The sequence below is a fragment of the Phocaeicola dorei genome (assembly GCF_013009555.1).
GTDB lineage: Bacteria > Bacteroidota > Bacteroidia > Bacteroidales > Bacteroidaceae > Phocaeicola > Phocaeicola dorei.
Window position 1 is genome coordinate 5,371,547 of record NZ_CP046176.1, and the last position, 26,710, is coordinate 5,398,256.

27 protein-coding genes are annotated in these 26,710 nt (G+C 40.6%); 5 read left to right on the top strand and 22 right to left on the bottom strand.

Annotated features, from left to right (window positions below; translation table 11 throughout):
• The first annotated feature begins 30 nt into the window (after nt 1-30).
• The 5 genes from GKD17_RS22030 to GKD17_RS22050 are packed head-to-tail and all read left to right on the top strand — an operon-like array spanning nt 31 to nt 3,463.
• The gene (locus GKD17_RS22030) at nt 31-975 is read left to right on the top strand and encodes a hypothetical protein (protein ID WP_007833974.1); all 945 of its coding nucleotides are present in this window, start codon (nt 31-33) and stop codon (nt 973-975) included.
• Nucleotides 976-1,003: 28 nt separating this feature from the next.
• Nucleotides 1,004-1,585, top strand: a complete 582-nt coding sequence (locus tag GKD17_RS22035; protein ID WP_007833975.1) for a hypothetical protein — start codon at nt 1,004-1,006, stop codon at nt 1,583-1,585.
• 11 nt (nt 1,586-1,596) lie between these two features.
• The gene (locus GKD17_RS22040; protein ID WP_032935931.1) at nt 1,597-2,208 is read left to right on the top strand and encodes a hypothetical protein; all 612 of its coding nucleotides are present in this window, start codon (nt 1,597-1,599) and stop codon (nt 2,206-2,208) included.
• Nucleotides 2,209-2,219: 11 nt separating this feature from the next.
• Nucleotides 2,220-2,429: a hypothetical protein gene (locus GKD17_RS22045; RefSeq protein WP_007833977.1), complete on the top strand. Its 210-nt coding sequence runs from the start codon at nt 2,220-2,222 to the stop codon at nt 2,427-2,429.
• An 11-nt stretch (nt 2,430-2,440) separates the two neighbouring features.
• A complete protein-coding gene (locus GKD17_RS22050; RefSeq protein ID WP_007833979.1) occupies nt 2,441-3,463 on the top strand; it encodes an LPD29 domain-containing protein in 1,023 nt (340 codons plus the stop codon).
• Nucleotides 3,464-3,485: 22 nt separating this feature from the next.
• Here GKD17_RS22050 and GKD17_RS22055 read toward each other — a convergent pair whose 3' ends face one another.
• The 22 genes from GKD17_RS22055 to traK all read right to left on the bottom strand — a co-directional run bounded on the left by GKD17_RS22055 (nt 3,486) and on the right by traK (nt 26,692).
• Nucleotides 3,486-5,654, bottom strand: coding sequence for a hypothetical protein (locus GKD17_RS22055; RefSeq protein ID WP_235778227.1), 2,169 nt, complete (start codon nt 5,652-5,654; stop codon nt 3,486-3,488).
• A complete protein-coding gene (locus tag GKD17_RS22060; RefSeq protein WP_170272850.1) occupies nt 5,644-6,573 on the bottom strand; it encodes a hypothetical protein in 930 nt (309 codons plus the stop codon). Before GKD17_RS22060 ends, GKD17_RS22055 begins: the two co-directional genes overlap by 11 nt.
• A 174-nt stretch (nt 6,574-6,747) precedes the next feature.
• Nucleotides 6,748-7,647, bottom strand: a complete 900-nt coding sequence (locus GKD17_RS22065) for a phosphodiester glycosidase family protein (RefSeq protein WP_007833987.1) — start codon at nt 7,645-7,647, stop codon at nt 6,748-6,750.
• A 2-nt stretch (nt 7,648-7,649) separates the two neighbouring features.
• On the bottom strand, nt 7,650-8,012 hold the full coding sequence (locus tag GKD17_RS22070; protein ID WP_007833989.1) for a LytTR family transcriptional regulator DNA-binding domain-containing protein: 363 nt from the start codon (nt 8,010-8,012) through the stop codon (nt 7,650-7,652).
• A gap of 99 nt (nt 8,013-8,111) precedes the next feature.
• A complete protein-coding gene (locus tag GKD17_RS22075) occupies nt 8,112-8,579 on the bottom strand; it encodes a thermonuclease family protein (RefSeq protein ID WP_032936045.1) in 468 nt (155 codons plus the stop codon).
• A 67-nt stretch (nt 8,580-8,646) separates the two neighbouring features.
• Nucleotides 8,647-9,423, bottom strand: a complete 777-nt coding sequence (locus GKD17_RS22080) for a S1C family serine protease (RefSeq protein ID WP_007833992.1) — start codon at nt 9,421-9,423, stop codon at nt 8,647-8,649.
• 3 nt (nt 9,424-9,426) lie between these two features.
• Entirely contained in the window at nt 9,427-10,179 is a 753-nt protein-coding gene (locus GKD17_RS22085) for a flagellar motor protein MotB (RefSeq protein ID WP_007833994.1), read from the bottom strand.
• Between the two features lie 3 nt (nt 10,180-10,182).
• Nucleotides 10,183-10,836 (bottom strand): OmpA family protein, encoded by a 654-nt coding sequence (locus tag GKD17_RS22090; protein ID WP_007833996.1) that lies wholly within the window; start codon nt 10,834-10,836, stop codon nt 10,183-10,185.
• Between the two features lie 2 nt (nt 10,837-10,838).
• Nucleotides 10,839-12,518, bottom strand: a complete 1,680-nt coding sequence (locus tag GKD17_RS22095; RefSeq protein ID WP_007833998.1) for a hypothetical protein — start codon at nt 12,516-12,518, stop codon at nt 10,839-10,841.
• Nucleotides 12,519-12,521: 3 nt separating this feature from the next.
• On the bottom strand, nt 12,522-13,517 hold the full coding sequence (locus GKD17_RS22100; protein ID WP_007834000.1) for a hypothetical protein: 996 nt from the start codon (nt 13,515-13,517) through the stop codon (nt 12,522-12,524).
• Nucleotides 13,518-13,522: 5 nt separating this feature from the next.
• Entirely contained in the window at nt 13,523-16,909 is a 3,387-nt protein-coding gene (locus tag GKD17_RS22105) for a hypothetical protein (protein ID WP_007834002.1), read from the bottom strand.
• A 5-nt stretch (nt 16,910-16,914) separates the two neighbouring features.
• On the bottom strand, nt 16,915-18,387 hold the full coding sequence (locus GKD17_RS22110) for a hypothetical protein (RefSeq protein ID WP_007834004.1): 1,473 nt from the start codon (nt 18,385-18,387) through the stop codon (nt 16,915-16,917).
• Nucleotides 18,388-18,405: 18 nt separating this feature from the next.
• Entirely contained in the window at nt 18,406-18,888 is a 483-nt protein-coding gene (locus GKD17_RS22115; protein WP_007834006.1) for a hypothetical protein, read from the bottom strand.
• A gap of 1 nt (nt 18,889) precedes the next feature.
• The gene (locus GKD17_RS22120; protein WP_007834010.1) at nt 18,890-20,179 is read right to left on the bottom strand and encodes a hypothetical protein; all 1,290 of its coding nucleotides are present in this window, start codon (nt 20,177-20,179) and stop codon (nt 18,890-18,892) included.
• A 332-nt stretch (nt 20,180-20,511) separates the two neighbouring features.
• On the bottom strand, nt 20,512-21,708 hold the full coding sequence (locus tag GKD17_RS22125) for a site-specific integrase (protein ID WP_007834011.1): 1,197 nt from the start codon (nt 21,706-21,708) through the stop codon (nt 20,512-20,514).
• A 74-nt stretch (nt 21,709-21,782) separates the two neighbouring features.
• On the bottom strand, nt 21,783-22,304 hold the full coding sequence (locus GKD17_RS22130; RefSeq protein ID WP_007834012.1) for a glycoside hydrolase family protein: 522 nt from the start codon (nt 22,302-22,304) through the stop codon (nt 21,783-21,785).
• A gap of 65 nt (nt 22,305-22,369) precedes the next feature.
• The gene (locus GKD17_RS22135; protein ID WP_007834013.1) at nt 22,370-22,870 is read right to left on the bottom strand and encodes a DUF3872 domain-containing protein; all 501 of its coding nucleotides are present in this window, start codon (nt 22,868-22,870) and stop codon (nt 22,370-22,372) included.
• Nucleotides 22,871-22,877: 7 nt separating this feature from the next.
• Nucleotides 22,878-23,450 (bottom strand): conjugal transfer protein TraO, encoded by a 573-nt coding sequence (locus tag GKD17_RS22140; protein WP_007834014.1) that lies wholly within the window; start codon nt 23,448-23,450, stop codon nt 22,878-22,880.
• A 2-nt stretch (nt 23,451-23,452) separates the two neighbouring features.
• A complete protein-coding gene (traN, locus tag GKD17_RS22145; protein ID WP_007834015.1) occupies nt 23,453-24,439 on the bottom strand; it encodes a conjugative transposon protein TraN in 987 nt (328 codons plus the stop codon).
• A 20-nt stretch (nt 24,440-24,459) separates the two neighbouring features.
• A complete protein-coding gene (traM, locus tag GKD17_RS22150; RefSeq protein WP_007834016.1) occupies nt 24,460-25,749 on the bottom strand; it encodes a conjugative transposon protein TraM in 1,290 nt (429 codons plus the stop codon).
• Nucleotides 25,742-26,038, bottom strand: coding sequence for a hypothetical protein (locus tag GKD17_RS22155; RefSeq protein WP_007834023.1), 297 nt, complete (start codon nt 26,036-26,038; stop codon nt 25,742-25,744). The genes traM and GKD17_RS22155 overlap by 8 nt, the downstream gene beginning before the upstream one ends.
• Before the next feature lie 30 nt (nt 26,039-26,068).
• Nucleotides 26,069-26,692, bottom strand: a complete 624-nt coding sequence (gene traK / locus GKD17_RS22160) for a conjugative transposon protein TraK (RefSeq protein ID WP_007834025.1) — start codon at nt 26,690-26,692, stop codon at nt 26,069-26,071.
• Nucleotides 26,693-26,710 lie beyond the last annotated feature (18 nt).

Genomic DNA, 26,710 nt, shown 5'->3' on the forward strand with positions numbered 1-26,710 from the left:
CAGAATCCTGCCGTACACAGGTAACGACAAATGAACGAAGCAAAGAAAACACTCACAATGGAGTTCATCGAAAGCATAATGGACGAGAAGTATACCCTCGTATGGGTGGACTATCGGGAAAGTTTTGATGAGAGCAGAGACCTCTTGCAACAATGCCTTGAAAAGCAAGGCTGCGAAGATCTGTGGTCAAAGGTTGAGGATTGGTATGAGGATGCCGAGGAGCAGGCGACACAGGAGATTATCAAAGAACTGGAAAGCCACTGCATCGACTTCCACGACTTCGAGGAGGAAGAGGTTGAAGCCTTCTTTGAGGAACACGACGATGAGATAAGGGATGAGATACGCGAGCGTGACGACTCCACAACGGTAAACGACCTTATCAAGAACACCAGAGATATTCCTGTACGGGTGGAGATGCTATCCAACTACGACTGCATCAACTCCTGCTGGTTGGAGTCGCAAGGTGGCTTCCGATACAAGGAGAGTTACTTCGGGGATATGATAGATACTCTTCGCCTCAACCCTGCAAAGGTAAAGAAAGCATTGACCGAGAAAGGCTACACCGTATATGGCAGATTCCCGAACAAGAAGTATCGTGACGGCAAGGAGCAGGTATCCTACGAGGATTTCTGCCGGGAGTTGGAGAACTCCTGCTGTGGAGCCAACCTACTTACCTACATAGGGCTTGTAAACCTCAGAGACCTCTACGATGCCGACTTCAAAATAAAGGAGGTCATCATTCCCAAAGGTAATACCTGCGGGCTGTTCAGCTCGATGTATGGCGGTGGCAGTCTGATAGAGATGGAACTCAAGAGCGATGTAAGAATCCGACTGGATAAGGCACGCAAGGACGGCTACGGTTTCCGCCTGCGACTTGACAATGAACGCTCCGAGTATGATTGCTCTATCAAGCATGTATATGGTGTCTGCGACTCCTTCTTTGGAAAGCAGGTAAGCATTGTTCCGGCAAACTAATCAGTATTAACCATAAAAATATCAATATATGAAAAAGGTTGAAGTAAAGGTAAGATACCTCTTCGAGGGTACTTACACCGTAGCGGCAGATGACCGCAATGAAGCACGCACAATGGTAACAAGAGATTGCGGACTGTTATTGGGTGGAAACATCCACACCACACTCGATGATGACGAGGTGGATTGGAAGTTCGATGTTCACCCCGATATGCAGATTCTATCCTACACAGAGTTGGAGAAGAAACAAAAGCCGAAGCGTCTGAAGATGGACTTCTCCGACAGGATAGAGACACTACGTAAGGACATCATAGATGCCATAAGGCAGTTGCTCTACTCGCATGGGCTGACAGAGATTACCTTCCCCGAAGAGCAGGATGATCCTGTATGGGTGATATGGTTTGACAATAATGCCGACCCGTTTGAGTGCAAGGTAACAGGTATTCAAGTGACGGACAACAGTATGACTGTTATAGCCCACGAGAAAGAGACAAACTTTGAGGCTACCTGCCATACTCCGTTTGAACTTGGAGCATCAAACATCGACTGGCTATATGAGATATATGATGCCGTATGGCAGCAGTTGGAAGAGGACACAGATAATAACGCTTAAAGATTACGACTATGAGATTAGACCCTGTAAATGCAGTATCGAGCTTCCACTACTATATGTGGAATGCTTGGAGCGAGGAAGAGTGCAAGATTACCTTCGGAGGTGCTTATAAACACTTCTGGGAGAAATGGAACTCCCTTGCAAGTAAATCAATACTCGGAGCGGCAGAACGATTCTATGCCGAACTCTCGGACAACAACAGCGAACTGCTTGTCAATCGTGCTGTGGCACTCTATGACGGCAAGGCTACAAGAGAGGAACCACACGATGATGATGTATATGTTTGTGATGCTTGCGGTTCAAGAAAAATTGAGATTCAGGTTTGGGTAAATGCCAATACCAATGAGTATCTAAGTGATGTAGATGATGACGATACGGACTGCAAATGGTGCGCAGACTGTGAACAGAGTCAGAATTTCTGCACCTTGAGCGATTACAAACAGAAGATGCAAGATTGGTGGAAAGACCTTGACTTTATCACATTGGAAAGTATAACAGGCTTGCACGAGGCTGACTACTCATCGGAAGACGGCTCACAATCCTTTGTAGATGCCTGCAATGATTGGTGGAATAGTCAAGACTACGATACCCAACGAGAACTCTATTTCAAATCACAATCTTAATACTTACTACTATGGCTGAGAATGAAATCATTGAAAGAATATGTGGCTCGTGTAACTGCGATGAAGCGACCGCAAAGGAGTATCTGAATGATGAGATACGCCACCTCAGAGAACTGCAAGAGATAAACGACCTGCAAGAGAGCGATATTGAACTTTCTTGCAGCGGTCTCGGAATCGAGTCCGAGTGTATGGAGTATTTCACAATGGTATTAACCTACTAACATCTACTTCTATGGCTTACTTTAAGAATATACATTCATTGGCAGAACTCAAGAAGGAGTATCGCCGATTGGCATTGGAGAATCACCCCGACAAAGGCGGCAGCACCGAAGTGATGCAACAGATCAATGTGGAGTTTGAACGACTCCACGAGATTTGGAAGGACGATACTACTGTATCGGCAAATGCATCAGGTTATGAAAACGACTATGCAGGAGCATCGGCAAAGGAGTATACCGACTTCGTATATAACGAATATCGTTGGAAAGATCGCAACTATCAAGGACAGCACACTCCTGAGATTGTGGAGCTGGTGCGTAACTGGATAAAGGAGACCTATCCCAAGTATAGGTTCTCCGTATCAAGGCATCACTATAACTCTATCCATATCTACCTTGTCAAAGCAGACTTTGAGGCATTCAAGAAGGATAAAGGCGTGGTGTTCCACCACGATGTAAACCACTACCATATTGACAATAACGACACCCTAACCGACAGAGCCAAAGAGGTGATGAAGAATGTATGCGACTTTGTAATGTCGTACAACTTCGATGACAGCGATCCTATGACCGACTACTTCTGCACTAACTTCTACCTTACATTAGGAGTCGGCACCTACAAGAAGCCATATAAAGTAGAACTGCCGAAATTGGATTGCAAGGGCAAGAAGCCCGATGTGTTCAAGCACCCCGAAGGTGCTGCACACAAGGCAATACGTCAGGCATTGGGCGGTGCCTATTTCAGTTTCCACAACAGCCAGCGACTACAAGGCAAAATGGTACTTGGAGAAGACTCCTACGGACATAGTGGCGACAAATACTTCTGGCCACTATCATACTCAAGTGCCAAGACTGCACAAAAACGAATGGATAAATTGGAGAAAGCCGGTATCCGCTGCAAGCTCACAGGCTACAATGGTGGGTGCATCGAGTTCCTCAGCTACAATCCCGAAACGGAAGCACTACTTGAGAAAGAGAGGCAGGAGGTTATCATCGCTCATCGTGCTTGGCAGGCAAAGCAGGTGCAGACAGGATAGCATAAAAAATCATATAGAAGTCCTATCGACTTCTATATGATTCTGCGTGATAATCGCACAGATTATCACACTGTCCGATAACAAGCTTACCTTTTTTCGTATTAGGATACTTATCTGCAACAGTCCTATAATTGCATAGGGCATAGTTTATCTCGGCAGCCACTTCGTCATCAGTTACTATATCACAAGCTAATTTTATCAACTCTTTAGCTCTACCTCGAGCTGTTTGTGTATATTCATCTTTCTCCCAATTTCTTTTCTCGCATACCTGTCCCCAATAACTAGTACCACGATAATATTGAGTTAATCCCCAACAGAAATCAAAAGAATTTCGAAGTCCAGTAGCGTATTCAATTAGTAACTGAGCCTTTCTATTTGGCTCTGAAGTCAAGTCTAGACTCTGTTCCAAAGAGTACATTTTACAAGCAAAATCATATCTAAATTCAGACTTTAATTTTATTGGTTTCCTCTCAATGCTGAACGGATCATAATCCATATATACATTCAGATGCTTCTGATACGCCTTACTGACTGCTCCGAGATATTCTACGGCCTCTTTATAACGCATATTTCGCAGGCACTGTGTACCGACTATATCATTGAGATAGTCAGAGCCTATATAGCCGCGAGTGTTCAAATATCGATCAAGTTCTGACACAGGCTTTCGCACATTTTGCACATATCTAATCGCGGTATTAAGACCTAAGCTATCAATCATCTCAAAGAAACTATTGCTATAGTCGTGGCTATTAAAGTTCTCCGAATACCTGTAACCAGACATAGTATATACCTCTGAGACCTTATATTCGTATCCATCTTTACTTTCAATCCAATCGTAAAGTTCTCTTTTGTTTACTATTCCGAACAATCTGTTATCGGCCATATTGGCAAGTTGCAATGCACGCGTTGACTTTCCTGCCTTAATCATTCTCGGACATACCTCAGTAAGCAAAATTCTGCGCATCATATCGTTCCAGTAATAGAAACTTTCGCAATTAAATAATTTATAACCACGAGCTGTCTCTTTGCGGACCTCATCGGTAATACCGTTGACAATTTTGGAATCCAACCATTTCAACTGAGAGAACAACTTGTTCTCATAAGATGAGTTATAAGGTAGAGTCTTCGCATCTATATACATACGGAACACTTTGATTGATTCGTCAATAAAATCTGTTCTCTTGCTGTTTTCTGCCAGACCAATAAGATATGAGGCGTTGCTAACATCTCCTTTAAGGTCTGCCAAAAACGCTGCCGTGTAATACCACATTCCCGTATTGTCGCTTCTTCCGCTCTTAGCCATTTTTAGACACAGATCGTATAATTTTTTAACCTCAAATGAGCCTTCATAATCATCCTCCCAATAGTACTCTCCAAGAGGCTCAAGTTCTCTTACAAATGATTGCAATGTTCCTTCAATGTACCTGCTATTAGGAGCATACTCACAAACTAAGTCTAACGCATCAATGGTTGATAGATTCTCCCCTGCACGACCTGCACAAAATAGCATTGAGCCGACATCTCCAAGTTCTGCAAAATATGTTATGGCTTTCTCCGAGCGTTTAACACGGAACTCAGCTCCCGCTATATACGGATGAATGAGTTGACGCATCAAATTATCCTTGGGCCAATGTACTACTTCAGAATCCCACAAGTTAACACACTCTTCATATCTTCCCAAAGAGAATAACGCCCTAATTGCTTGCAGCAAATATCTATCTCGCAACTTGGTTTCATTGATGGTTAGAGCCTTTTCAGCAATCTCCTCTATAGTCATTCTCGCACCAATCTTCATAGATGGATAATACCAGCGAGAGTTACGCTTCAAGCGTATATACTCATTGGTCTTGGCAAGAAGCATAAAATCAAGAATGGAGGTGTCTTTTTGAGTAATCCACTCAATGAATTTGTTTCCATTAGCCTCTTTGCTGTCATATATTCGCTCGAATTCATCCAGCGTCATTTTATAGACAACCTGATATATATCTTCCAATGGGATATCTGTAGAGGTCATAAGTTGCCACTCCTTACAATTTCTACCCGATCCGGGATAATATCCTTCTACTTCTATAGATGGTTCTGGTTGGCTATTTTTAGCCCTATACATATAGTATCCTCCGGGGGTATACCAAGGTCCCCAGCAAGCATATACCTCATTTGCACCACAAAGTGCAAGTAGACTAATAAGCAAGTATTTGATCGATTTCATTGTGAGCGTAATTTTCAAGTTGTTTTTTATCTAAATGGTATAAAATGTTCCCGCTTGCTGGTTTACCGAAATTCTTCTCGACTAAGTTCTTAACTTCAAGTATTTCAGCAAAAGTTGGTCTTTCATATCTGATATACTCATTATCTGCTACCGAACTATCTTCTGAAGAGACAATCGATACAAATTTATCATTATTAAATTTCACACCCCAACCATAAACAGGATATGCATAGTCGAGAGGAATCTGATATGAGGTTTTGCGCAAATATGGCTTAACATCTGCGATATGAAGGATAGAGTTATATGTGTTAGGATCCTTCAAAGCACCAGTATTATATAGCATTAGAACACCTCTATCAACAGGCGGAGGTGTCTCTTGCATCTGATGCAATCTTATGGTTACACTCACTTTTATATTTTTGGCCACCAACTCTGATTTTACAAGTTCACATAATCTGTGATAGCTATTTCGGGTTGAGGCGGTCCAATCGCAGTCAAGCTGAATCTCACGGATGTCACCACAGTTATTGTATGAAGCCATAGCTAGTAATCTCTCAACAATCAGAGGAGCGAATTCATCTTCCTTTCCATTCATCGCTCTTAATGCTTCGATGGTGATATAGGTAACCGGAACTATATCCACTCCAGCAGGCATTTCCGAAACAAATTTAGTTGTTGCTATTGGCACAATCTCTGTCGTTCCATTTAAGAAATCCTGTTCTGTTGCCACATCAAACATACGAACATAAAGACGCTTAATATTGTGCGTTTCTAAAAAGGCCACATCCGTAGAGTCGATGTCAAAGGTAGTCTTCCAGTAGTACATCGAATTTTGTTTGACAAGTTCATCAGTTTCAGTAATGGGTGTACCATTTCGCTGGCCACAGTTGGTCATTGCCATTAAGGCTACTAGTAGAAAGAGTAATCTGGATACGTATTTCATATTGCTTTAGCTATTTTTACACATACAAATTTCTAAAAAAGAAATCGTACAACCGAGAGATTATTTCTCAACTGTACGAAATCATTTTTCGGGTGTATGAAATAGTATCTATTCTGTTATTTCATCGTTCATTTACCTCTTTCTCCACACAATGTAACTTGTATTCTTAGGCATTCTTCTTCGACCTGTATAGTAGTTATCCTCACCGAATTCGTGGGTAGCGCCAGCTTCATCAACAGCCCAACCATAGGCAGATGAGCCGACGAGATATACTGCCTGGTCTACGCCTAAATCAGCCAAGGCTTGTGCAAAGTCGTGGAAAGATTCAATACTACCAGTCTCTACCATAAAGATTTCTCCTTGGCGGTCACAAATTGCTCGACGAATAGATTTTCCCTTTGGCTCGTTGTCAATCACCTGACCATCTTTAACAAGAGGATACTGACGGAAGAAATAGCCGTTGTGCATAGTAGCCTCCTCGAAGAGAGATGTGTTATCAGCAACACCGATAGTCACTTTGCCATTAATTGAAGCGCAATATCCCTTCTTTGATAGTCCCCATGCCTTGGGCTCTCCATTAAGTACGAAAGCACCAACGATTCCGCCGTTGTCCGCTCTTACATCTGCAGCTTGTGCAGCGTATATAATACTTTTATCCTCTTTGTCCATTCTGCCAATATGCAGCGACATTTCGGCGTTGTGAGGAATGAATATACGAATAGGGATATCATTGATAAGCGTGTCTCTAATTTCGGTATATCCCGGTGCAAGCGAATCGGTCTTTTCCCCAATCCATTTATGCAGTATTGGTTCAGGTTCTCGCACAGGCTCGAACAGTGCGGGTTCAGGAGCCTTCAATTCTTGGATAACCTCTTCCTTTTGGCGTGTTACATAGAGTATAATTACACCGATTAATGCTACACCTAAAACTGAAAGGATGATAATCCATACACTACGGGGCAAAGGATTCTTTGTTCCTCCTTCGCCGAGAATGCGAATTTGGTCATCACGGATTTCCTTAAGCTCTTTCATAATTATTTAACCTCCTTTTCTAATAGCTCCTTCAACTGCTTCAGCGCCTCCTTGGATGCAGTAACGCTGTGATTAAATGAAGACACATCCGAAAGAGTCAACTTCTGTTTAGGAATGTTGATGTAGTAGATGTAGGAGCGATTAATGATTAGACTTTTTCCAATACGAATGAAGATATTGCCCTCGCTACCGAGCTGCGATGAGATCATTTTCTCAATCTGGCCCAACTGGTATGACAACATACGAACCTCATTGTCGGTTTGTACAAGCGTAGAGTAGTTACCGTCTGATGCAATATAGACGATTTTCTCCGGCGCTATATGAACTAAATCAATAGAGGTTGATATGACCAATTGCTTCTTCATTCGATTGTTTTTCTAAGCAAAAGTATATGGGTTTCTCCTCATAGCAAAGCGATATTTCTCATAATGTATGAAATAGCATTCTAAGTGTACCAAATACTACTATCTAAAATCCCATGATGCAATTCGTCGTGGATCTACCCAAAGCCCCACTTTATTATTCCTTGCTTTTATTTCTGCATTATGATATTTCTCGGACTGGTCATATTTTGTATAGTGCCATGCCATTCCTGCATTCAACATTTCAAGAGCGACATCCTTATTCTCTAGAGTATAAACATAAGCGATATATCTACCCCAACCATCTTGTTTTTGGACATCAACAATAATATTATCCCCAAAAATAAGGGCTGACAAATAATCCTTGGCTTTTGTCCCAAAAGCCTGTTTCTTTTCTGGAGCATCAATGCCCCAAATCCTAAATTTTATTTGCAAGTTATCTCTGTTTAGGCCAACAAAAGTGTCACCATCAGAAATTTTTATTACTTTAACTTGAAACTTTTGAGCTAAGCACTCTGTTGTTGACAACAGACAACCTAATAAAAGAATCCAAATAAGAAATCTTTTCATATTCATTCTATTTTACATATAAACCCCATACTGAAGTATGAGGTTTATAATTAATACTTCATATAGTCTATGGGATGTATGATTTTATAAGTTGTATATTCCAGGCATAGTTGAGATTGGCACCAGAATCGTCTATTCCTCCAGATGTTATACCGACAGCCTCTCCTTTTGAATTTAGCAAAACACCTCCACTGCTTCCGTGATCAATTGGAGCACTAATCTGTAGAATCTTTCCGTTCTCCCTTATCTGTGATATTTCGCCAGATGAAAAAGTGTTATCCAATCCTCTTGGACTTCCGATAGTATATATTTTTTCTCCTACTTTTGGTGTATTATTTGCGATCTTAATGTAGTTTACTTTTCTGCTAACTCCAACCTTGAATATTATAAAGTCGTTGTCTTGACTCTTATGGTAAACTTCCGTTACCTTATATGAGCTTCCATCGGAAAGTATTATGTCTTCATAGCCAACAGCGGTACCTTGAAAAACATGGTAATTACTTACTGCAATACCGTTACTAGATATGAAGAAGCCAGAACCTTGGAACCCTTGATACCCAGTAGATGTATGAATCTTAAATACCGCAGATGATAGTTTTTCAAAGATCTCACTTGGAGACAAAACTCTACCATTTGTAGTATTACCGACATCTGAAGTTTTATTTGTCTGAGAAGTTCCTTTTTGTTGATGTGGTAGTGGTGGGCGACCATTATTAGAGAATGAACCTGGTCGAGAAGATGGACTAGAAACAGGATAGTTATTATTACCCTTAGGAGCTGCTGGTTTTTGAGCGCAACCTACAGATAACAGTAGTATGAGCAGTATATATAGTATTTGTTTCATATATTATTGGATTTGTCCTGGTTTGGGTAAAATATGAATCAAAAATCTTTGATTTGCTTTTTCTTCGAGTTCCCTCATTAGTCCTGTGCCGCTGAGCCTTCCATCTCCACTACCACTGATTAGTACTTCACAATTATCTCTATCAAAATGGATATTGTTATTATCCCAAAACTTTTTAAGATTTCTTGCTCGGCGATAACTTAAATCATAGTTATAATCCATTTTATCTATTCCATCTTTTGATGCCTGACCTTCAATCACAAGAAGATACTGAACCTCCGGCGTGTTTTCAGCGGCACTATGAATGAATCTTACTAACTCTTGACCAACAGACAATAATTTTTCTCGCTCAACTTTAGAAATGTTATATATTTGATCATCATCAATTTTAAAACGTACAACAAAATTCAGTTTGTGTTTTTTATTAATTGAGTCGTATACAAAATAGTTTTGGTCGAGATTTTTGGTAGCATCGTTAATTTCATTTATCTTATCAATATGGGCTTGTGTTGCATTGGCAAGATATCGCATACTATCCAACTCTTCACTATATTGTTTTTGACGAAGTACCATACGAGAGTTGAGGTTCAATAAACTGTCTCTTTCTGCTTTTAATTCTTTCACTTCAAGAGGTGTCGCATCAATTTGTTTTAACTCAACGATTGATATGATGAACAATACAACCATCAAGAAAAATAAACTAGTCATTAGATCTGCATAACTTGCCCAAAAGTGCGTTCGTTTATCTTTTCCCATTTATTAATCACCAATTTTTCCGGGTTTAGGAAGAATATGTATAAGGAATCGCTGGTTAAGTACTTCCTTTGATTCTCTCATAAGTCCTGTGCCACTTAAACGTCCATCACCACTACCACAAATTAGTACTTCACAATTTTTATCATTAAAATTCAACCCGTTATCTTCCCAAAATTTTTTAAGAGATAATGCTCTTTGATAGCTTAACTCGTAATTATAAGCATATCCATCTTTCGATGCTTGTCCTTCAATAATAAGGAGATACTGGATATGAGGGTTACTTTGTGTCGTTTTAATAATAAAATCTTGTAGGATCTTACCTGTCGTTCTTAAATCTTCTTTTGTACTTGATGGAAGACTATTCATATCTGCACTTCCACTTCTAAAATTCACAGTTACTGCAAGTTTGTGCTTTTTGAATTCAGGGAAGTATTGGAAGTATTGCGAATGCTGTGTATCGAGTTCTCGAGTTGCATTGTTTATCTCATCCGCTTTGTCAATTTTCGCTTGCAGCTCAGCGGTCTGCTCAATCGCATCAATACGAGCATTATTCAATGCTATGATAACAACTATAAATAGTGTTAGCATAACAAAGAATAGACTTGTCATAAGGTCTGCGTAACTAGCCCAAAAGAATGATTTGCTTTCCTTTGCCATATCTATTGCTCCTGTGTTGCACTTTGAGTCGACTCTAAGGAATCTACATTAACAGTTTGGTCATTACTGATATTTGGCTCTACCTGCGTAGATGTTGGAACTATAGTTTGTTGAGGCTCATTAGAAACGCCAACAACCTCAATCCTTGGTTCTGCAATAAAAGAGTTATATACATATAAGCCAAACGCCATAAAAGCAAGCAAAGTTATAGTTGCAACCATATAAGTTATGCTCTTAGGGAATACTGGAGCGGACACATGTTGCACTGCACTTTCGATGGGGAAACCTTCTCTTCTTCCACCATTATTCTGGTTTTTAAGGCTACTAACCAATCTCTCAAGTATTGCTGTCTGACCCTTCGTTGACTCAACGAGCTGTCCCATAACTGCCTTTATATCGGCAAGATTACGAATCTCTTTCATCAACTCAGTAGTTTCAGCATTTCTAGCAGCAAACTCTTCTCTTTGCTCTTGAAGCATTCTTGCAAACTCTTCCTTTTGCTCTGAATAATGCTTGAGCAGTGCATCGAACTCTGAAACAGAGTTGTTACGCAATTGAGTTACGCTTTCTCTTGTACTTTCAGCAAGTTTCTCAAATGTCTTACGCAACGTGTCGTCTACTTTTGCAACAACCTCGTTGATATACTGTTCGCGAGCGGCAACCTGATTGATCTCTCTTTCAAAGAATGCACCCATGTTCTCAATGGCGGCTGTTCGATTAAGATGCTCATTAATGTTGCTATTCAATTCATTTACGGAATGCAAATATCCTGAGACGCTGTGCAAATACTTATTAAACACAGCTATTTCACCAGTACATTCTTTAAGTTCTTTGAGAACTGTAACATTTGCCTGTGCTACGCGTTTAATGTCAATATCCTTGATTAGAGTAATCAACTCTATTTGTTCCCTAGACGACTCTTCAACTTTAGACAAGGCACCATCCAAACCCTCAATATTTGATTGGAAAGTTTGATTGAAGGTCATAAGATTTTGCTGTAATAGATACAAAGCATTTACTGCATTTCCAGACAGAACAGGTAACAACTCTGTCTGTAACCACGAGTAGAATCTGTTCTTATCAGCTTCTACCTTGGATGTAGCACTTTTAGCCGACCAAGAAATTAGAGTTGTACAGCAAATACCCACTAAACTTGCGGCCATAGCAATTGCGACACAAGTCATCAATGAGGTGATATTATCCATAAGTGATTCGCTAGACAAACCTCCACTTACAGCAATAAAACCAATACCGACAATGATACCGACCATTGTGCCCATCAAACCGAGGTATAGCGGTATAGGCTGTTGAATATTGATTTCCTCTTCTTCGGCATCGCAATATCGCTCTACTACATCTTTCATTAAATAAAAATCGCTAGCAGCTCCTTTATTTTTTTGAAGGTACATATTTAGAGCATTCCTAATCTCCTTAAGCGTATCATTATTTGTATTGATATTTAATTGAGATACGCTTATTGTATCAATATTTTCAACATAGTCATCATCATCGCTACAACTCTCTGTCTGAATTTCTTTCTCAACGATAGAGTACGATGATGTACTATTGGGGAATATTGATTTATAGGTCGCTATCTTCTTTTTAGTGTTCCTGTATATGTATATCTGTGCAACTATAATTGCTATAATTACAAGAACCACTAGAATATAATGAAGTTCCATTGTTTACTTTATTTCAACTGTTATAGGTTTAATGACTTTCCACTCTTCTCCGATACGTTCTGCAGTTCCTGTTGTCTTAATGAGTACCTGAGTGGGATCATTTGATGAGCGAGTAACAGAACAAATAGGTTCGAGATACTGACTGTCAAATTTTAGGATACGTTGTTTTACTTCCTCTTGCTCAATACATATACTTACCTCGGCTGTATATGCGTTAGCTTCTGACATAGTAAGTCTATAAATTGACTTTCCTTTTTGATATGTATCTTGAATGCTTGAAAGAATCATTGAATTAGACTCTTTTGCATAAATTTGATATACAGGTTTATCTGTAGTAGCCGGCTCCATCTTTATATTTTCTGCCACACTTTGAGTAGGAGCTGTTGCTAATGCAATATATTGCTGTAAAATATCCTTAAATTTTTTACTTGCCAAATATGCTTCTATAGCTCGATCAATTGTTGCCTGAGACGGGGCACTGGCTTGCGGTCGATAAGACGAACTTTGTCCTCCTGCAATTCTGCGAATCTCATTACGGATATAGTCGTTTGTATTGATTTCCTCTGTAATTATGTCTTTTACTCTATTCACATTTGTTCTAGGCCTTTTTCTATATGCAAAAAACGCCAAAACTACACCCAAAATTCCAATAGCAATTCCTATAAAACTAATTGCTTTAGCTTTCGTTATATTATCCTCGATTCCTGAAATTTTTCCACTCAACTCCTTTTTTGTTTCCTCTGCTTTTGCATTTAATGACTTTTCAACTGCAGTGAATTGTTTTGTTAATGTTGAGTCTGCCTTACTAATCACAGATGCTACAGCATTGTCGATTTCTTTCTTGGCACGAGCTATTTCCTGGTCAGTATATTGACTAATATTTTCTTGTGCAGTTTGCTGAGCCTTCTTTATGGCCTCATTATCATTTTCACCATTATTAGGCAATAATGAGCAACTAGCAAGCGTTATTACTGACAATAAAATTATAATCTTCTTCATTTGTTTTACATTTGATAAATGTTACGTACTACAGCGTTGATAATACCAACTAACGGGTAGAAGAATAATGTTTCTTCCAAATTGTCATCTGCACCATCTTGTGCTATCTCACTCTTCTTGATTGCTAGACCATTCTCAAGATATGTTCTAATATCTCTATAACATAAGTCCTTGACTTTATTCATAATAGAACGATCTACATCGAAATTGTCATAGAATGAGAATTTCTTATCAAGTTTGAAGGTAAATTCTATATATTCCTTAATTACGTCTACAACAGAATCCAAATCCGCTTCTGTCACATCATTATAAGTCATGTGTACATCTGCAAATTTCTCATTATCTGTACCAATAAGGATTGTTTTCATGTCTTTAATTTCCCCATAATCCTGAGATTGGAATGGAGTTAAAATGATACCTCCCTTACAAGTAGACTCTTTTGAATTTGCAGGACGGATAATATCTAGTCCATCTATTGAATAAGACTGAGCATAGATTTCCTCAAATATGATTTTAGTAAGTCTTACTAGCGTTGCGTCATTGGTGCTCAAAATGTTAAGCACTTTTGAACCATTACCACTGAAAGTCATATGACGAGGCATATCAAAGCCTTTAGCTTTCATCAATTTTGCAATATGATATACTATTGCTACATAGAACAATATTACAACATATTTACCTCTGTTATCATCTGCAAGCATCTTTGCAAAATTGATTTCCACCTTTTCCTTTTTGATCTCTTTATTGGATGCCAATGAGAACAAGAACGCAATAACATCAGTTGATACACGTTTATCAAGTACAGACTTCAATACGGCCTTTAGGCCTCTTAAATTGTTGGTCTCTAACTGATTCGTGATTATATCTTTATACTTATTTACGAAACCGTTTGAATCAGAATCGTATGAGTATCCGTCTCCAAAAATCGTATTAGCGGCAAAACGGAAAGATGTTAGGTATTTTGGTTCGCCCTTGTCAACTATCAAAACATCTGTAGTACCACCACCTATATCGACAGATACAACAGTAGAGGTTGCACCTTTCTTGGCTTTATGATAATAATATGGCGCAACAGATTCTGACGCTGCAATAATATTTGAAATAGGAGCACCAAATAAAGTTGCAAAAGTATTTTCCCATTCTGCTTTAAATTTATTAAAGCGGTTCTGTGTCATACTTGCAGGATAGAACCATACGATTTCTGTTTTACTTAAATCTCCATTATTAAGAAGTACCTTTGTTCTTAGCATCAACAAAATACTTTCAATATATTTTGAAGCTCTCTTTTTATCTTCAGTATTTGTTGACCATTTCAAGTCTGTATGTAATACATTGTACGGCAATGACAAACTCTTTTCATAAGTATAAGGGATGTTAACATTTGCCATTGCTAAAACAGCCTTATCCCAGTTTGTATTGTTACTCTCAGATATAACCGTACGCATTGGATATCCATACAAACTCTCTCCGCCAATTGTTGCCGGAATAAAGTCAGAGTTGAACACATCATTGATCATATAGTCATCTGTGATGTGCAACTTTTGAATCTGCATATCCTTCTCTGTAATATCAAAAGGATTAGAAGAAGTTGAACCATCAACACTATATTCAATATGCGTATTTGTTGTACCGAAATCTATAGCAAAACGGAATTTGTGACTTCCATTGCGAGCTGTAAATTTAGGTATAATAACACCATGAATACCACTCTCATTATCATTAGATAAGGTTATATACTGATATTCAGACTCTAGTGCATAAGTAATGTAGTCAATGTAACTCGTATCAAATCTTGAATTGTCTGCATTCCTATTTCTTCTAACTACACCTTCAACAGACACTTCTTTGTTTGAGTAATCATAGAATGATAACGAATATGCACTGTCTGGATTATCTACTGAATCACGATCTAAGAATGCAACTTTGTAGTATGGTTTGACACCATCTGCATACTTAATGCTAGGATACAATCCAAGAGTAAACTCTTTCTCAATAATGGCACCCTTGTTGGCGGTTGCCTCAGCCTTACCATCTTTATAATAGATTCGTTCATACTGGATATATCCGCCATCTTTTATCGGGATGCGTAATACTACCTTTACAGCCTCACCATTCAAACGAACAACTTCAATACGATTTTTTCCACATACTTTTTCCGTAAGATCTTTGGTTGTGAAGTAGTTAAAGTATGTTCTCTTTAACGGAAGTATGTAGCTGAACTTTGAATCTGGATTTTCATCATTTCCATTAAAGAAAGCCTCTGAATTAAACTTATAAGGAACCTTAACGATTGTATCTTCTAAGAAGTCTCCAACTGTAACATATGGATACTTTGAACCATCATCCGGTAAAGTGCGGTCATCAATAGGTCTTGCGTCGTAATATGGAACATACGTATTCTTATCCCATTTGGCGACAACATAATGTGTGGGCTCTGTATACATTTCTACTGGCAAAGCAAGAGGCACATTGCCATTTCTAAGCGAATCTGATACTTTCATCTCAAATCCACTCGAAATATTTGTTACTGTGCGTTTCCTGCGAAGTTTCTCATCAAGTACCATAACATACTGTTGAGCTGTAGGAACAACAGGTATATCATCATAATTGCCTCGATAATATGTTTCGTCAACAATATTCTGACGCAATTCATTTCGTTGCTCATCAGTCAGCATTCTGAAACATTTCTCAAGATATAAATCAACCTCGGGGAACACTCTTGCAAAATCTTTTCTGCTCTTCTTTAGTCCCCACCAATATTTTATATACTCAAAATCCCTTTTGTAAAGAGGTTTATACTCCGTGTCAAATGGGCAATCATTACCGAACTTTATTTTCTTTCCAACATATTGCAAATCATTCGCAGAAGTAAAGAAAATGGTTGCAGGAGAAGTAGCACCAATGATATTCATTACGCCTGGTGCCGACGGGTCTATATAATTAAGCAGATATATACAATCCATCTGATCAAAATTGTACTCATCACAATCCTGTTCTAGATATGTTTTGTAAGTTTTACCCAAACGAGTGTGCTCTTCGTAATCAGAATCAGAAAGCTCTGCCAAACAATTCTTCTTATCCCACACGATGATTTCTATCTTATCACGATACTTCTCTATATTGAAGAAAATTTGGCCAACATCTAGACAGTCAGATACTAGTTTATGGTATGCTGTCTTGCCTTCAAGCGAACCTTCCGCAACAATCTTAAAAGCGCGCTTCACCAAATCCATTCTAGCGAAAGGAGAAGGAATTGATGTAATTTCATGCTTATCATTTGCACCTATAGGATCTGCGATAGAGTCAATCGCTTTAGTTCCTATCTTTACGGAGGTGTCCCAATTGCCGATTGTGTCGGCAACTCCTTTATGTAGTCTTAAAACCTTAGCCATATCACTTAAAACTTATATTTCTTACCAACTAACAATTTTGTAACATTGTAAAATAACTCCGTGAACTTATGTGGGAGTGTAAAGTTCTTGGATAGTGATGAGTGCTCTTCATTAAGAGCCGCATCAAATAAATCATATCCTGACTTATTGAATGCCCATAAAGCTTTAATAGATCCAGGTTTTACACCATCTACAATTGAATACAAGTCAGAAGATTTTACAGAAAGTTTGAATGGCTTAAATGCTCTATCATTATCAGACATCTCTTCTAGCCACTCAATGTAAGAGTTTACGAATTTCTGAATATTATTAATGAAAGAGGATTTTAAGAACGCATCATCAAACTTATTATCTCTTGCCCATTGAAGAGAGGTTGCACCTCTCAAGTGCTCATTCACATACTTAGCAAATAACACAAACTGTGTCATAGGTGTACACAGATAGTCCCTCGTCGATTGAGTGAGATTGCTGAAAAGAACTTCTTGAACATCCTTTTCAATACCAAACTCCCTAAAATCAGGATTCGGAGCATAAATTTTACCGTTCGAGTTCTCTTCGCAAACAAGTATTGGATCATCATTCTGAATACTTGCAAAGTCTACAATAGACATTGCTGCTGCTAATTCAACAATATGAGCGTTGTTACGTTGCTCTGTTCCTCCTTCTTCATTCTCATATTGCTTAGTTCTTTCATCTCCAATATAATAAAGGACATTCACAGAAGATTCGTCTCCATTTACATTGCGCTCATAATATTGTAATGCAGCCTTAGTTTTTCCGATAAAGGTAGAAGAATTAATTGTACTTTCCTCATCAGTTTTAACCGCGAAATAAGGGAGCACGGTAATGGCACCTATCGGGGCATGCTGTATCGCATCGTTATTAGACACCTTAGCATCTAATCCTCTAAGATTCTTCAACAATAGAGGGAATCCACTAGCACCTGTACCACCAAAAATCGAACTAATGATGAAAATTCTATCTCCAGGCTTGAAGGCATCCGCAAAGTCTATGAAATCTTGAGAATCGGTAAACTGATTGAGTACGACACTTCCGATATTAGGATTGCCTTTGAATCCGACTTCCATATCTGACTCTAGATTTGCTTCAGAGAACAACATAGATGCTAATGCTCTATTCTCCTTAGACATGGTGCTGAATTCAATAAACTCTCTAAACTTCTTATTTTTAGTATCCTTTAAGGCTAGTCTATGATCATTCACAACATTCTCAATAGGAACCTCAAAGAATCTGTTTTTTGTAGCATCATTAAATGCCAATTGACTACGAATAGCAGTATATGCTTTAATTTGCTCAATAGTTCTCGTAACATCAGCATTTGCAAAATCAGGGTCTACAATAATTGGAACGATAGCATTTGCTTCAATCTTTACACCTGATGCAGCTAGCATAACCAAAGATTTAATGACACGAGATCCTGTGCCACCAATACCGAATATGTATAATTTTCCGTTCATATAAACATCAATTAAAAGTTATAAAAATGGCACATGTTTAGCACTTGAACTCCACCATTTCAACATAAAACTAAGAAGTACGAATGCAATCATCGCAACGAACATATTGGCAATACCAAAGCCCCAACAATTAGATTCGCCAATCAGTATAGAAATAATATTTCCATCAGCGTCTCTTTGATACATTAAGGTATCATGAATGTAACCATTCACGTATTTAGACATCACGATGCCATAACCAACAAATAAAGCTATCACACCATTAATACCTAAAGTTATCAACCAACTCCACCACTTGCAAAGTCTCGGATGGTTAATAATGTAATAGAAAACCACTACTAGAACAAGTGAACAAACTAATGTGATTAATCCTACCAAGTTATAGATATTTGGATTAGTGTAGGCCTCTGTTCCGGGATCATATCCCCACAAATAATAACTTAAATCTTGTCCATAAAAAGACTGAAACCAACAATAAATCTGTCCGAGTAAGTTTTCCATATTATTTAATATTAATTGTTATACTTCCATATTGTCCATCATATGCATACGCATCATATACACCGCCAAGTAGATAACTCAAACCATATGTTTTTTCCATTGCACCTGGTGCGTTGATATCCAATCCGCTCTCATCAGTACAGTCATTAATCCATTGGGGCAAGGTGTTTTTAAGTGATATTTTGACAACTCCCTTGCTTAATACGGGTTGCACCAAGTTGAGTTTGATGGTGTGCGTATACAAATCTTGTCTAGGACCTGAATATTTAACGATTTCAACACCATATGCTTTATTTGATACCATATAATTGTCGGGGTTCATCAAATACTCATCAGGAAGTAGAATATTAGAGAAATTAACGGATATCCCCACCTGAAAACGACTATTGCCACCTCTGCCGTCAGTCTTTGCGTTGTTAATCGCATATTGCTCAGATCTTGCAATTTCATATTTGCCATTACCTGGCTGAGGCAATGAAATATTGTACGGTATAGCCGTTAAAGGCCTAGAAATCATAAAAATATTCTGTACCCCTTTGCCTTTGATTTGATTAAGTTCCACCTTTTTGAGAATAGTATTAAGGTAACTTCTGTCACCCATCAACCACATAAAGAAGGGACGGTCATTGTTAATAGGCTGTTTATCATCGAATTTATTGTAATATGTGCCATTAAACTGAGATGTTAAACGCATAACTACAATTGAGAAATTAGGGTTTTTGGCAAGTTTTTCGACGATATGACTCTTTATGCCAATTTGCTGAGCTACAATATATTCATCCGCATTATCTTTAGCCTTGTATTTTTTTCCAGGTGAGAAAATACAATCCGAAACAAGAATAGAGACTTCATTATCGTCTGTTTGTGATATGACAGTATCAAGGATATTAGACATATCAGAAGTGCCTCTTTTTCCACCTTTCATTTTAAAATCGGCAGGTTCCAAGGCCTCAATAAACTCTCTAACATCTGGCTTTTGCTGTAGAACTTCACTATTTATATAATTAAGAATCAAAGTATTCTTAGCAGCTAACGAATCTGTTCGAACACCTAAATCTGCATGCTGGATATCTGATAAGTAACTATAAACAGCATTTTCAAAGTCTGTTGCGCCCTTAACGTAACCATCCATACTACCAGAATTTTCAACAAATACTTTGATTGTTGGTGCCGGTAAATTCACTTCAGTCTGTGGACTTTCATTTCCCAACTTTTGGTTAGGTCCAGCGGGAGGACCTCCACAACTAGCTAAACTTAGGGCACAAGCCGCAGATAAAATCAAGCGCTTCATATTTTAATTTTTTGATTCATTTATTTCTAATAGTTCCACGAAAGAACTATAATTGCAATGTAAGACCTTGATTAAAAATGTAATGCAAAATAAATAACTGACATTTTCATAACATTTTTAATCATAGCCTACTGATTTATAAAAATTTACAAGCTATACAAACATTCATCTTTTATCTTTATAAAATAACAAAATTTTCATAATTCGTTGAATATAAATTTATTTGGTGTCATCATTTAATTTTTTGAAGAAGAAAAAATAATCGCCTGTTTCTACCTTTCCTTGAACAATTTTTAGTAATTTTGCAAACGGAGTATAGTTCTTTCGTGGAACTACTCCAATAAAGACCTGATAAGTCCTTGATTGGCATCATCTATCACCGAGTTTTCCAACATTGTTAGATAAATCTGCGTTGTCTGTTCCGAGGTATGTCCCATACCAGCACTGATGACAGAAATGGGAACATTATGATTTCTCGCAGCGGTAGCCCAACTGTGGCGAGAAGTGTATGATGTCAATTTGCAACCGGCAGGCAACATCTTTGATAATCGTCTCAACTGTCTATTATGGTTGTTGATTGCGACTTGATACTCTTCGTATGCCTCCTTTGTGTCCGTAGAAGTCAAAATAGGGAAAACATAAGGCGATAATGCCGATGAATATCTGTCAATTATACGCTGGATACTTGGTTCTATACGCACACTCAATAATTGTCCCGTTTTGCGACGGGCATAACATATCACTCCGTTTTGAATGTTTTCTTTCTTCAAATAGGCAATATCTACGAATGCCATTCCACGGGTACAATAGCTGAAAATAAATATATCCCTTGCAAGTGCAAGAGGAGTATCTTCTGTTAATTTCAGTTTATATAACTGCGATATTACAGACTCTGAAACAGCACGCTTGCGGGTACGATCTATACCAGTATAAACCTCTGTAAACGGATGTGATTGTTCAACAAACTTGTGTCTAACTGCCTTGTTGTAAACGGCACGCATTATACGCATATAGAATGAAATAGAGTTCCTAACCATCCCTCGCTGCACAAGGAAGGCATTGTAGTCCGCAATAAGTTGTTCCGTCATTGCCGAAAACGGCAAGTTGACTCCACCAAGAAACTCGGCGAAGTTTTTCATCGTTTTCTCATAGTTCAGGGCTGTACCCAAACGATTGGCATTACGCATCAACCGTATCTGATTCTTCATAAAGTCCAATACAGACACATGACATTCTGGAGACTTGTAGCGTTTGATAATATCTCCAACCGAATAGGTTACTCCGCTATTATCCAAGTCTTTGACAATTCGTTTCAATAGTGCAATATCACTATCTATACGATTCTGAATAATGCTCTTGTCTGCAACACTTACAACAACCTGTTCACCTATTGCATCCCATTCGTCAGGCTGCAATCGGATATTGGTTGTTATCTGTTGTGTCGCTCTACGATGAGTCACTTGATAATATACAGTTCCTGCACGCCCTGCGACTGATGATGGACGTAGTTTTACTTTAATTGTTGCCATAATGTGATTTGGTTTAAGATGATACAATAAGAGCCTCCACTCAATTGCTTAAGGGAAGGCTCTTTAAATAACGGCTACGGGATATACAGCAATTGAAACTCTCTTTTTCTGCGGCGTTCGATGCTGGGAATAGGCTTGCCTTTGTAGCAACGGTACGAGATATACTCTTCGTAAAAATCTCTGTCGCCGGACTCGATTTTCTTGATAAGGTTACTCTTCGGGCGTTTACCATATCCTAACAATCTGCTATGGCCGACATTGTAAGCCAAAACCGTCAGCAACAGAGCATCTTTCCCATACTGTCGGAAATACTTGTATCGCTCCAATAGGTCGGCTCTGAGTAACGAATCCGCTTGTTCCTCGGTAATATCGGCTGTCAGGTTTTCGTGTGGAAGCAGTTTATGACCATAACCGATGTATGGATAGTGTTTTGCCGAGTGCCACCCCTCAAACTCCTTGATAAGTGCTACCGCCTTATCGAACAGTTCCGCAGAAATCTCCTTGGGTAGTGGTGGCGATGAGTCGCCGCCACGTGTCTGTGCCTTGGCATATCCACAAAGCAAGGTCAGACAAATAATCATCAATTTTATTCTCATAGATTCTCTTTTAGTGATTGGTTATGGCGGCAGACACCCGACAAGCGAGTGCCTGCCACCGTTGTTTAAGGATTGATGTTGATTGGAGAGACGATAGTTCCTATGGGAGTAATCGTGTTACCCTCTGTGGTATCCTCTTCCTCCTTCGCCTCATTATTGAATGTGAATGTGAGCTGATAGAGCTGGTCGTGGTTATCCTCGAAATAGACATCTATCGTCTGCTGGTCTTCACACTCTGAGGTATAGTACAGACGGAACACATCTCTGTCAAGCGGATAGCGGTCATTCGGGAGTAACACCATACCGTCATCCATTCTCAATGTACCCTCGCCATCGGGCTGGAAGTAACGGATTGTGTAGCGAGTATCGGAGAAATACCCCTCACGGACAATCTCACAGCGTATCTCTGCTGTCTCGCCCTGTACCAATCGCTTGGGTACAGGCATTGTCTCAACCTTAAAAGGATAGGCTTGCTGAACATCGAGGTCATCCTCGCAAGATGTGAAGCCTAATACAGCGGTCATCATGGCACCGCAAACCATCATATAGGAAAATAACTTTTTCATAACGCTTTTAATTGATTATAAATTTGACACCTAAGCCGAATTGAGTGCTGAACTTGCCGAGTGAGCCTCCCCAGAGGACACGCTCACGCACATTGGCAAGCAGGACAATACGGTCTGTTATATAACTCTCCAATTCAAGGGTGATGGCACCGCCATAGATGAAGGCATCCTTGGCAAGCAGCGTAGAGCCGTCGTGTAGTAATCTATCGCCCCAATTCACCGTTTCGTAGCCTGCCAATGCAGAGCCACCGATGGAGAGGAAGAAGGTCTTTGTGGGATCGGACAAGAACTTCAGATAGTAACCGCCCTCGGCTGTGAACTGGGCACGAGGAATGGATGTACCACGATAGTCGTAGTTCTTGAGCAGATATTCTGCACCGACCACCCAGCGGTTAGCCTTCTTGGTATATCCCGACATCGCTATTCCCGTGTAGTAGTTGAGCGGAGATTTCGAGCCGTTTACAAAGCCGCCTCTGAGTTCCACACCCATCATCTTCGGGAGATAACGCTGGGCGTATGCCTGCCCTGATGACAGGGCAAGCGATACGACTGCGACAAGTAGAAACAGATACTTTTTCATGGTTACTTCACTTTAAGTTCGTTGATTACCTTTGCTCTTACGATGTCCTCACTCTCCACGGTGAAGGTCTGGTGTCTGCCACCGCTCTTCTCGTGCATCTCCACCACAAGCACCTTGTCGGCAGGGATGGTGAACTTGTCGAACACAAATACAGTACGCTCATCCTTGTTGCCCGCAACGGTTGTGGCATAGTCATAGGCACGCAGAGGGAAGATGACCTGCTCCTGAATGGCTGTACGCTTCATCACCTGCTTATCCACAATCTTGAAGGTCACAAAGTCCACCTCGTATGGTACATTCGATGTGTTCTTCACCTGCGTATGGAAGTAGAGCAAACCATTGTGGGTGTAGAGTCCACGCAACAGATACTGGATGCCGAACGCCTTGCAGCCGATGTGCTTGATGTGGCGTTTGTTGTCCTTGTGGATAGCCTTGCTGATAAGGTGTACCAACTTCGGCGACTCACTGCCAAGCTCCTGCAAATAGATGTCGAGAGCATTGTTGGGACGGTTTACCTCACTGCCATCGTGAATAAAGTCCTTCATCTCGATATTCAGGAGCAGAGGCTCATCCGAGTACTTCACATTGAAGGTGTAGAAACTGCCGCTCTCGGTAATCACCGACATATTGGTCTCATCGCGGAAGTTCTTTACCGTAGCCTTCACACGAATCACATTCTCCGAGCCATCGGCCTTACCTGCAATAAGGTTAGGCGAGCCGAGATCGACATAGCGTACTGCCGCAGGGAAGATGATGTGAGTGGTCTTGTCATATGTCACCTCCAAGCCGTAAGGCGGTATCATACGGTCAAAGGTCAGCTTCTTTGTCAGCCCGTGATAGATGTCACCATCCTCCTGCTGCGGATAGATGTCCGTAGTGAGGGTAACATCACCGGCTACTGTGTTAGTTACTGCGGTTGAATCAACCGACTGTGCATTGGCACTTACAACGCCCATCGTGAGGGCAAGCATTACAAAAATCTTTTTCATGTCTTTAATGTTTTAATAGGTTATTGATTGTTTTGATAAAGCATCAGTGTATATCCTGATTTGAGGTGTACCTTCTCTTCACGCATCTTCTTGGAGATGTACTGCGACACGCCCTGTATGGCACCGCGACCTACTTCGGATAGCAGTTGGTCTCCGGCAGACTGGTTGGTGATGGATATGCTCGTTCCGAGGTTCTGTCCCAGATTTGCCGCCATCTCCTTTGCCGCACTCGCCTCCATGGAGCCGGGTATGAAGATTCCCGCCTGTCCGTCATTGTCGTGGACGGTAAGTTCTACGGGAATGATCGTTCCGTTATGCTCCACCTGAAGAATCTCGATGTCGAGCCTTTCGCCTTTGATGCTGCCTTCACCCGTGATGAGGGTGTTTCGTGGCAGTACATACTTTCCGACACGCATCGCCTCCAAGAGCCTGAGCCGCACACTCTGACCGCTGATGATCGTCTGGTCGCCATGCACACACGCCTTGATGGTGTTACGTGCTGTCTGCTTCGGTGCTTCGCCTACCGCAGTGTGAAAGCCACTGCCTACGGATTGTGCCATCCGTGCTATCATCACCGAGTCGCTTACAGGTTGAGCGAGTGCCGACACTACGGGAGTCGTTACATGACCTACGGGCTGTGCCTTCGCCTTGCCACTTCGTGTGGTGGTCTCCACCTCCTCGGCTGCGCCCTCGGAGGTTGCAGCAGTACCTCCGGGCATATACTTCGCTGCAAGCTCGTATGACTTCTCCAAAAGTGCCACCTGGTCGGCATATGTCGGCTGGCTGTTCTGCTGCTGTGCCATCGACTGCTTCAGCTCCTCAAGTTCCACTTTCAGAGCCTCCTTTTCAGGATCCTCACGCGGCTCTTCGTAGAAACTGCCGAGCGTAGCATTGATGTCGTTGTAGGCAGATGTGGATGTAGAGAACGAGTTGCTCCGACTGCTACTGCCACTTCGATAGGATGAGCCACCACCTGTATATCTCGGTTCCTCGGGTATCTCGACCACCTCTTCCTCCTCGTCATCGGTGGTCATTGCCGTAAAGTCCTCAAGGGTACGCATCTTCTGCTCCTGCTTGACACGCATATCCTCCAGTTCGTAGGCTGCAATCTTATCCGCTTCGATGCCTGCACCTCGCGGATCGGGAAGTTCGGCGTTGAAGCCTACCTTCTGCTGTTCCGCCTGCACCTGCTCCTTCGATGGCTTGAAGATGAAGTAGAATGATACAAGGCATAGCATAACCATTCCGCCATACACAAGAATTTTCTTGATTTGCTCCTTTCTTTTCAGAGCATTTGCATCGTTACTCATAGCTCTCTGAATTAAATTGGTTAAAGAACTCTTCCATCTCCCGTATCTTCTCATCCGAGAGGCTGTCGGCAGGAGTTGCCTCCTCCTCGATAATCAGATTGGTGGCAGGCGGCTCACTTCTGACATACTCCTCATATCTGTAATCGGGAGCAGGCATAAAGATGACATAAAGGGCCACTCCCATATACGCCAGCAAGAGGCCGTAGATGATAAGGCGTTTGGTCTTCGATGCCTTGTTGTTCCAAGACTTGTTGATTGAATCCTTGATTTTCTGAATGTACTTTTTCATCGCTGTAAATGTTAATGGTGAATAATTGGGTTATCTGTCATAGACTCTCAGGTCCTTGTTCTCCACCACACGGAACGCCTCGAAGATGAATCCGTGAGGGTTGTTGTCGCTGCGTGTGGAGTTGAGCAGTCGCCCTTTGGTTACAAGGCTTCGTTCGGTGATACTCTTCTCGCGGATGATGGATAGCCTTGCGTATGTCACCACCTCGTAGGGATAGTGGTTGAAGTTGCAGCTTATGCTATCTACCTCGATACGCTGCGATACATTGCCTGAGATGATACGGTTGTAATACCCCTGCTCCGCAAGGTCGCTGTAGTGCTCATATGCCGAGCGGTCGCTCAGAAACATTGCCCTCTGGATATTACCCTCGATGGCACTCTTGTCGGGTGCAAGCGTGAAGAATAGTTCGTGGAAACGCTTCACATGCTCCCTTGCTTCCACAGGACGGTTCTGCTCCAAGTCCTGCGAGAGAGCCAGCATCAGCGACTTGCCCTCGTCAAGGACATATATCTTCTGTCGTTGTGCCTCGGCAAAGCTGTATGCCTTCCAAAGCGAGAAGCCCACAAGTGAAGCACAGACAAAGAGGTAGGCAATGCCGAAGAAACGTATCTGTCTGAAGCCGGTCTCGATGTTTTTAAATGATTTGAATTCCATTTGAATACTGTTTAATAG